We start from the raw sequence: 8,988 nt of genomic DNA on the forward strand, positions 1-8,988 counted from the left end.
CTGCTCGGACAACCTCGAGATAATTGACGTTCCAGCTGTGAATCGCCTGGGAAATGGTCAGTTGGCGCTGCCGGTGGACGGACGGGCCTGACGCTGCCGCTCGCATTCCTCGTGGTCGGCGTCGGGGCGGTCCGGTCCCCGCACGCTGCAACCCAGGCGGTCGTATCCCGCCGCGTCACGGCCCCAGCGGTCGTAACCCGACAGGTCGTAGCCGAAGCGGTCGTAGCCGAAGCGATCACGGCCCGCACGGTCGTAACCCGATGCGTCATAGCCGCTGCTGTCGTAGCCGAAACGGTCATAGCCCGAGCGGTCATAGCCCGAGTGGTCGAAACCGGAGCGGTCGTAGCCCGAGTGGTCGAAACCGAAGCGGTCGAAACCGAAGCGGTCGTAGCCATCGGGACCGTAGCCGTCCGGACCATAGCCGTCGGACGGCGGGGTCGGCAGCGGAGCCGGGCTCGGCGTGGCGGGCTGCGTCGGTACGGGTTGGGTCGGTGCCGGAGCCTGAGTGGGTATCGGAGCCTGAGTGGGTATCGGAGCCTGGGTGGGAATCGGGGCGGGAGTCGGCGCCACTGTCGGGGCGCCGGTGTCCGGGGTTGCGAACGCGGGCGCGATTGCCGCCGCGGGAGCGATTGCCAATGCCCCGGCGACAACGGTCTGCATCAGCAGCCGCTGTACCGTGCGTGAACTCCTCGTCCACCGCACCATGATCGACCTCCTTCTCGAATCGGAGCGCGGCGTCGCGCTCCGATCGGACTATCGGTCGATCGTCCGGAATTGCTACCTGTCATGAGACCAATGCCACAGCGAATGTCGTTCCACCCGAATGAAACTCGACAGTGACAGCCGCTCATGAGAGGCTATTACATTGCCGGACAATGGGATTCGGTATCCGGCCAGTCGTTGGCCATGAGCACACCCGACGGCCCTCATGCGCGATCTTGGTGATCATCTCCCGGTAACGGCGTCGCCAGCGGCCAGCCGCCTGCCGCCAGATGTGAAGCGACCCTGGCGATATCGTGCGCGTCCGGCTGTTCCATCGCCATCCGCGCGATCGCCGCTTCGATATCGGCGTGGCTGATCAGGCTGTCCGGATTGGAGTCCACCAACTCCTCGGCGATCGCGACCACCTCGTAATCGGTCAGATGCCGGTGCAGTACCGCGAACAGGGCGACATAGTCCGACCGCGGAATCCCCTGCGGATATCCGGCCCGCAGCCAGCCGATGACCCGGCCGAGCAGATTCGGCCGAACCTGAGCGGATTTCGCTGGATCGGTCACCGCCACACCTCGCTGCACTCGGTCACGATGCACCCTTCCTACTGTCCGAACAGATGAATACCGAATTTAGCGGCCAGGAACGCCTTCGCGGTGTAAAGAATTCCGGTGACAATAGCGGCGATGATCAGCGTGAAGCAGGCATAGGCACCGGCGAGCGCGGGGTAGTTGCGCTGCGCGGCACGGCCGTCCGCATCGGCGACCGACCAGAGCCGCACCCCGACGGCGAAGACGATCGGCAGCCCCGCGCCGAGCAGCAGACCCGCGAGAGTCACCTTCCACAGCGCGTTCAAATTCGTGACGAGTGTGTGCACGGTGCGCCTCCTCAGACCTGAGCCGAACGGCTATCGGATGTGTTGGACTCCGTCGGGAACGACCCGGCGGGCGGCGCCGATCCATCGGCGGTCACCTCGTGTCGCCCGTCCCCAGCGACCGACGCGGCTGCGGCGGTGTCCTTCGCAAGCTCGGCAGCGGCGTCGGGCGTGTCGGCCCCGGCCGCACCGCCGGGCCACTCGTTGATATTGCCGGTATGCACCGGATCGCGCCGCGACCGCAGATACATCAGCACCGACAGCACGATCAGCAGTGCGAACACCACCAGCACCCCGGGCAGCCCGCCGATGGTATGCGCGATGGCCCAGCACACCGCACCGACGACGCCTGCGAGCGGCAGCGTCAGCAGCCAGGCAACGGCCATCCGGCCCATCACACTCCAGCGCTCCTCCGCACCCTTGCCGAGTCCGGTACCGAGGATCGATCCGGTGGCGGTCTGCGTGGTCGACAGCGGCAGCCCGAAGTGCGCGGAGGTGAGGATGATGGCGGCGGAGGAGGATTCGGCGGCCAGCCCCTGCGGCGAATCGATCTCGACCAGACCCTTGCCGAGGGTTCGGATGATCCGCCAGCCACCGAGGTAGGTGCCCGCCGCAATGGCGACGGCGCAGGCCGCCATCACCCACAGCGGCATCTCGTCGTTCTTGTTCAGCGTGCCGTGCGCGACCAGGGCGAGGAAGATGACGCCCATCGTCTTCTGCGCGTCATTGGTGCCGTGTGCCAGCGAGACCAGCGAGGCCGAACCGATCTGCCCCCAGCGGAAACCCTCGTTGACCTTGTCGGGATCCGAACTCCTTGTGATCCGGTAGACGCCCCAGGTGCCGATCGCGGAGACCAGCGCGGCCACGATCGGTGCCAGCAGGGCGGGCAGCACGATCTTGGTCAGTACACCGTCCGCACCGTGCACCCAGATCACCCCGCCCCAGCCGAGTGCGGCGATGGTGGCACCGATGAGGCCGCCGAACAGCGCGTGCGAGGAACTCGACGGCAGACCGAACAGCCAGGTCAGCAGATTCCACAGAATGCCGCCGACCAGACCGGCGAACACAATGGTCAGCAGCGCCTCCCCCTGGACCGCGTCGAGCCGGACAATGCCCTTGGCCACCGTCGCGGCGACCGCCACGGATAGGAAAGCGCCGATCAGATTGAGAACCGCGGACACGGCGACCGCGACTCGTGGTCGCAGTGCGCCGGTGGCGATGGAGGTAGCCATCGCATTGGCGGTGTCGTGGAAGCCATTGGTGAAATCGAATGCGAGTGCCGTGACAATGACGATCAGGAGTACCAGGAGGTCCGCGGTCACCCCTCCAGTGTGCGGCACTCGCGATCAGGATTGCCACGCGGTTGCCGCCTATCGGGACCGATTCCGGGTCCGTTACCGTGCAGCCGGCCTCTACCCGCCGCAGTCCGAGCAGCCGACCGGTGTCGGCGTACCAGCGTGTACCTGGAACCGAACGCCATGGTCCGCATATTGATTCGGACAGGTCCGATTGCGACAGCAGCGCACCATCACGACAGCAGTGCACGATCACGACAGCAGTGCACGATCACGACAACTGCGCACCATCACAACAGCAGTGCACCATCACAACAACAGCGCACCATCACCGGCGCGGACCGGCGGGTGGCGAAACTGGCGGTCGGTCGCATCGGCTCCGGGGTGCTGGACTGCAGCGGCGTCGATCGGCGCGTCATCGATATCGACGACCTGCGCATCACCATGCAGCGATGCGCGATTGCGACAGGGCAAGAGCGCACAATAACCGCAGTTGCGCGCGATCAACCGCGGCAGCGCACATTACGGCAGCAGAGCGCGAACCGTTTCGATGGTGTCGACATCGGCCGCGGTCTTATCCGGGCGATATCGAACGACGCGGGCGAAGCGCAGGGCTACGCCGCCCGGATAGCGGGGGCTCACCTGGACGCCGTCGAGGGCGATCTCTACGACGAGCTCGGGCCAGAGATAGACGGTGTATTCATCGCGGGCGCGCTCGTGGCGCGGGAATTCGGCGGTCTGCCATTGCAGAAGTGCGTCGGTGAGGCCCTTGAAGGTCTTGCCGACCATGACCGGGTCACCGGTTTCCGGATCGCGCGCGCCGAGATGCAGGTTCGACAGATATCCGGTGCGCCGTCCATATCCCCATTCGGCGCCGAGTACCAGCAGGTCGAGGGTGTGCGTCGGCTTGATCTTCTGCCAGGCCCGGCCGCGGCGGCCCGCGGCATAGGGCGCGGTCAATGACTTGATCATCACACCCTCGTGCCCGGCAGCCAGTGCACCGTCGAAGTATTCGGCGGCGGCCTCCGCATCGGGCCGGATCAGCGCCGGGATGCTGTGCGCGGCCGCCACCTTGGTCAGTGCCGTGCGGCGCTTGAACAGCGGGACGTCGAGCAGATCCTCACCGTCCAGATGCAGGCAGTCGAAGAAGTACGGGTGCAGCAGCAGTTCCCTGGTCGAGCTGACCTCGGCGAAGCGGCTCATCGTCTCCTGGAACGGACGCGGCCGCCCGGAGTCGGTGAGCGCCAACGTTTCTCCGTCCAGCACCACGCTCGTGCAATCGAGCTGGGCGACCAGGTCGACCAGTTCCGGCACGCTCGCGGTGATATCGCGAAGCGTCCTGGTGAACACCCAGACCCGCGAGTTCTGGCGATGTACCTGGATGCGCGCGCCGTCGAGTTTGTGCTCGACGCTCACCTCATCGCCGAATTCGGCCATCACCTCGTCCAGCGACGCACCGGGTGCGGCGAGCATCGGCTGGATCGGGCGGCCGACCTCGAGCCGGAACTCGCTCAGCGCGTCGACCCCACCGGTCAGCGCGGCGACGGCCGTGACGGGTAGCTGTCCGGAGAGCATGTACGCCCGCCGGACCAGCTCGATCGGCACCGCCGCGGCCACGGCGACCGCCTCGGCGACGATTGCGGTGAGCGCACCCTGGCGCAACTCACCACCGAGCAGGCGCATCAGGAAGGCCTGCTGCTCGGCGGTGGCGGCGCTCCACAATGCCGTGAGCAGGTCCCTGCGCCGGTTCGCCGAGCCGGGACCGGATGTGGTGGCCAACTCGCTCAACATGCCGTCCACCGACGAAACCGTCAGCGTCGCAAGATCACTCGGCTCGCAGTTGAGGTTCGTGAGCGTGCGCCAACCGGTGCCGATGCGCCCCTGCCGCAATTCACCGGACACCCAGGAGACCACCGGCGCGAGCTCATCCGGGGCAGCCTCGGTCAATAGCGCGGCCAAGGTGGCGATCTTCGTCTTACGGGACCGGGTCGCACGGACGGTCTCCGAGGCCTGCACGACATCCGAGAACAGCACCAGTCGACGGTAACCCGGCGGTGTGACATATCGCTCAGCACTGCTGCTAATTGCCCATTGGCACAGTTGCGAATGCCCTCATAAACTGAACGGGTGGCCAAGACTTACGTCGGGGCGCGGCTTCGCCAGCTGCGGACCGAACGAGGGCTGAGCCAGGTCTCACTCGCCCAGAAGCTGGAGATCTCGGCGAGCTACCTCAATCAGATCGAACACGATGTGCGCCCGCTCACCGTGCCGGTGCTGCTGCGGATCAGCGAAGTGTTCGGCGTCGACGCGACCTTCTTCTCCTCCCAGGACGACACCCGGCTCATCGCCGAACTCCAAGAGGTCGTCATGGACCAGGAGCTCGGCATCGAGGCCGATACCCAGGAGATCGCGGATATGGTCTCCGCACATCCGAGCATGGCGCGGGCACTGGTCAATATGCACAACCGGTACCGCAATACCTCCGCACAGCTGGCCGCCGCCACCGAGGACCGTTTCGCCGACGGCTCCGGCAGCGCGACGATCAGCAAACCGCACGAGGAGGTGCGCGACTTCTTCTACCAGCGGCAGAACTACATCCACGAATTGGATGCCGCCGCAGAGGAACTCACCGCCCGCATCCGCTTCCACGGCGGCGATGCGAACAGCGAGATCGCCCGCCGGTTGCGCGCACACGATGTGAGCATTGTCGAGCGGATCGATCTCGGCGAGGGCGTTTTGCACCGCTACGACCTGCAGACCCAGCGACTCGAGATCGCGCCGCATCTGTCCGGCGGCCAGCGCACCTTCAAACTCGCCGCCGAACTCGCCTATTTCGAATGCGGGGACCTGCTCGAAAAGCTCGTGGAGGAGGGCAATTTCACCTCCGAGGACGCCCGCAAGCTGGCCATGCTCGGCCTCGCCAACTACTTCGCGGCAGCAACGGTCCTGCCCTACACGCACTTTCACGAGGTCGCCGAGGATTTCCGATACGATATCGAGCGACTCTCGGCCTTCTTCACCCAGAGCTACGAGACGATCTGCCATCGCCTCTCCACCCTGCAGCGCCCCAAGCTGCGCGGGGTCCCGTTCTCATTCGTGCGGGTGGATCGGGCGGGCAATATGTCGAAACGCCAGTCCGCCACGGGTTTTCACTTCTCCGCCAGCGGCGGCACCTGCCCGCTGTGGAATGTCTACGAGACCTTCGCCTATCCGGGCAAGATCATGACCCAGATCGCCCAGATGCCCGACGGGCGCAAATACCTATGGGTCGCCCGCACCGTCGAGCGCCGCGCGACCCGATATGGCCAGGCCAGCAAGACCTTCGCGATCGGCCTGGGTTGCGAACTGCGGCACGCGGGCCGGGTCGTCTACGCCGATGGCATCGATCTGGACGAGGCCAAGGCCACCCCGATCGGTGCGGGCTGCCGCGTCTGCGAACGCGCCAACTGCCCGCAGCGCGCCTTCCCACCACTCGGCAAGGTCCTCGACATCAGCGAACACCGCAGCTCGGTCTCCCCCTACGTCCTCAAGTGAGGCCGCTGCGCACGCCGCACGGGGACACCGCTGACAGCGCCGCACAGCCGATGAGTATCGCGCAGAACTCACACACTATGCGGTAGCAGCACGCGCTATGCGGCACCCGCACGGGCAATGCACCGGCACGCGCTACGCGATACTGGCACGAGCAATGCGACACCGGCACGCGCTGTGCGCCACCCGCACGAGCAATGCGCCACCGGCCACTCAGGCGGAAGGTGGGGGTCCGGAATGCACCAGGCCGACATCGGCGGATTCCGATGTCGGCCTTGGTGGTTCGCTGGTTGGCTATGCGGGTAGTGCCGAATGCTGGATTCGCACCCCGAACAGGGTCAGGCCCAGTGCCGCGACCAGGAGTATGGCCAGTGTCCATGCCAGGACCGAAAAGCCGTGTGGCGCAGCGGCAGCGGCGACCAGCGGTCCGGCGGTCGCGCCGACGTAGAAGCTGAACATGGCGACCGAGGAGGCGGCGGCGCGCGCTTGGCCACCCAACTCCCCTGCGGTCTGCAGGACCGCCGGTGCGATGACGCCGAGGCCGCCGACCAGCACCGCGAGCAGGATGGTCAGCACCGCGAGGTGGGTGCCCTCGAAGGTGGCGATCACCATGGCGGTCGCGGCGACCAGCACACCGAGCACCATTTGGCCCGGCTTGGTCAGGCGCGAGAGCGGGATGGCCAGCAGCGGCAGTGCGAACATCACCGGCAGCGCACCTGCCCGCAGCGCGAGCAGTTCGCCGGAACCCTTGACCAGACCGGTGATTTCGATGCCAGTGTACACCCCGACCATTACCGCCATGCTCAGCGCGCCAGCGGCCAGCATCGGCAGCAGCGCCTTGATGCGCAGCACCGCGGGGATCGCCGCATAGCTGTGCACCAGCGGCTTGTCCCGGCCGGTCGGCGCATCGTCGAGCATGACTGCGCGCAGGACGAAGGCGAGCGCCACGAAGACGACGGCCGAGCCGATGAACATGGTGCGCCAGGGGAATGCGGCGACAACGGCCTGCGAGGCGATCTGCGCCAAGACCGTCGCGGCGAGGAAGGATGTGGCCACCGACATGGTGACCACCGCGCGATGCGCCGGAGCGATGCGGGTGGCGATATAGGCCATGATCGCCGGTGGAATCGAACCGACGACGAGGCCCTGGGCAACCCGCAGACCGACCGCGATCGGTGCGCTGAGCGATAGACCGGTCAACAGTGTGACCACCGCTGCGACGATCATGCCGGTGACCAGCACACGGCGGTGGCCGTAGCGGTCCGACAGCGGGCCGAACAGCACGAAGCCACCGGCATAGCCGAAGGCGAAGGCACTGATGATCCAGGTCATGACCCCAGCGCCCACGTTCCAGTCCGCTTTCATGGCCGCGAAAAGGGGAATCGGGATATACATCTGGCCGGTGGCCAGCAGGGCGGACAGGACGAAGAAGGGAAGGGTACGCCCGGTGTGCGCACGTGGTGACGTGCTGCGAGTGCGTGCCTTGGCCGGAATACCGGCCGGAAGCTGAAGAGTCGGCGTTGCCATAGCGATGAAGGTAGGCCTGCGCCGAGCCGGTTGTCAACCAAATAGTTGGTTTGACGAGATGGTAAAATCATGGCCATGACGGTCACGATGAAACGGAGCGATGCGACCAAGCAGGCTCTATTGCGCGCCGCGCGTGACGAATTCGCCGAATACGGCCTGGCTGGCGCGCGGGTGGACCGGATCGCGGAGGCGGCCGGGGTGAACAAGGAGCGCATCTACGGCCTGTTCGGCAGCAAGGACAAGCTCTTCGACGTCATCCTGATCGACACCATGCGCGAATTCATGGACGTGGTCCAGCCGCTGGCCAGTACCGAACCCGGCGAGTACGTGGGCAAGCTGTTCGACTACCACCGCGAAAATCCGCAACTGCTGCGGCTTTTGCTCTGGGAGGGCCTGCACCGCGGCACCGACGCGCACGATATCGATGGCTGGCGCACCCAGCACTACCTGCGGAAATTCGACCGCGCCAAGGAGCAGTTCGACGTCGACGAGAGCCACGCGGGCCGACTCCTGATCGCCCTGTGCGGCCTGTCCAATTGGAGTCTCGCGGTCCCCCAGACCACCCGCCTACTGCTCGGCGCCGACGCCGAAAACCGCGACGCGACCCGCGAATTCATGATGGAGTTCGCCCGAGCGGCCATGCAGCGCGACAAATCGGTGCCCCACCGCGAACCGGTCAACGAGTTGACCACCGAATCGGCCGCCCCGGTTGACGAATCCAACTCGATCGACGAACCGACCCCGGCAGCCGACACCGCAGCGACCAACCCGGTCGACCGCGCCGCCCAACGCCTACGCGAGGCCCAAGCCACCGCCGACGCGGCCCGCGACGAACTCGCCGCCGCCCTGCGCGCCGCACACGCCGAGGGCACCAGCGCCAACCAACTCGCAAGGCAGGTCTCGGGCACGCTCTCGCGCCCCGTCGTACTCAAGCTGCTCGCACCGTAGTGCCGCGTCCAGATAACTCCTGCGGTATCCAACCCTGGGGCCGGGGTCTGTCGAACGTGGCCGAATGATGGTCGCGCAGGCCCTTGGGTTCAAGGGCCTGCG

At 66.4% G+C, this 8,988-nt stretch carries 9 protein-coding genes; 2 read left to right on the plus strand and 7 right to left on the minus strand.

Features of this window, described 5'->3' with window-relative positions:
- Positions 1 to 57: 57 nt before the first annotated feature.
- The 6 genes from ABZW16_RS21885 to ABZW16_RS21910 form a co-directional block, all read right to left on the minus strand.
- Positions 58 to 705 carry a hypothetical protein gene (locus ABZW16_RS21885; RefSeq protein WP_354957788.1) on the minus strand — a complete coding sequence of 216 codons (648 nt, stop codon included), beginning with the start codon at positions 703 to 705 and terminating at the stop codon, positions 58 to 60.
- A 221-nt stretch (positions 706 to 926) separates the two neighbouring features.
- Positions 927 to 1,277 (minus strand): DUF3349 domain-containing protein, encoded by a 351-nt coding sequence (locus tag ABZW16_RS21890; RefSeq protein WP_354957789.1) that lies wholly within the window; start codon positions 1,275 to 1,277, stop codon positions 927 to 929.
- A gap of 38 nt (positions 1,278 to 1,315) precedes the next feature.
- Positions 1,316 to 1,588 (minus strand): hypothetical protein, encoded by a 273-nt coding sequence (locus ABZW16_RS21895; RefSeq protein WP_354957790.1) that lies wholly within the window; start codon positions 1,586 to 1,588, stop codon positions 1,316 to 1,318.
- A gap of 11 nt (positions 1,589 to 1,599) precedes the next feature.
- Positions 1,600 to 2,907: an inorganic phosphate transporter gene (locus ABZW16_RS21900; protein WP_354957791.1), complete on the minus strand. Its 1,308-nt coding sequence runs from the start codon at positions 2,905 to 2,907 to the stop codon at positions 1,600 to 1,602.
- A gap of 282 nt (positions 2,908 to 3,189) precedes the next feature.
- Positions 3,190 to 3,387, minus strand: a complete 198-nt coding sequence (locus ABZW16_RS21905) for a hypothetical protein (protein WP_354957792.1) — start codon at positions 3,385 to 3,387, stop codon at positions 3,190 to 3,192.
- Between the two features lie 15 nt (positions 3,388 to 3,402).
- Complete coding sequence (locus tag ABZW16_RS21910; RefSeq protein WP_354957793.1) at positions 3,403 to 4,914, minus strand: ATP-dependent DNA ligase; 1,512 nt, start codon at positions 4,912 to 4,914, stop codon at positions 3,403 to 3,405.
- A gap of 93 nt (positions 4,915 to 5,007) precedes the next feature.
- Between ABZW16_RS21910 and ramB the strand changes: the two genes are divergently transcribed.
- A complete protein-coding gene (gene ramB / locus ABZW16_RS21915) occupies positions 5,008 to 6,414 on the plus strand; it encodes an acetate metabolism transcriptional regulator RamB (protein ID WP_354957794.1) in 1,407 nt (468 codons plus the stop codon).
- A 291-nt stretch (positions 6,415 to 6,705) separates the two neighbouring features.
- Here the strand turns inward: ramB and ABZW16_RS21920 are convergent, their stop codons facing one another.
- Positions 6,706 to 7,938, minus strand: a complete 1,233-nt coding sequence (locus ABZW16_RS21920) for an MFS transporter (protein WP_354957795.1) — start codon at positions 7,936 to 7,938, stop codon at positions 6,706 to 6,708.
- A gap of 75 nt (positions 7,939 to 8,013) precedes the next feature.
- Here ABZW16_RS21920 and ABZW16_RS21925 point away from each other — a divergent pair, with 75 nt between their 5' ends.
- The gene (locus ABZW16_RS21925) at positions 8,014 to 8,886 is read left to right on the plus strand and encodes a TetR/AcrR family transcriptional regulator (RefSeq protein WP_354957796.1); all 873 of its coding nucleotides are present in this window, start codon (positions 8,014 to 8,016) and stop codon (positions 8,884 to 8,886) included.
- Positions 8,887 to 8,988: the final 102 nt, after the last annotated feature.

Origin of the sequence: Nocardia sp. NPDC004604 (assembly GCF_040609795.1) — a bacterium.
GTDB lineage: Bacteria > Actinomycetota > Actinomycetes > Mycobacteriales > Mycobacteriaceae > Nocardia.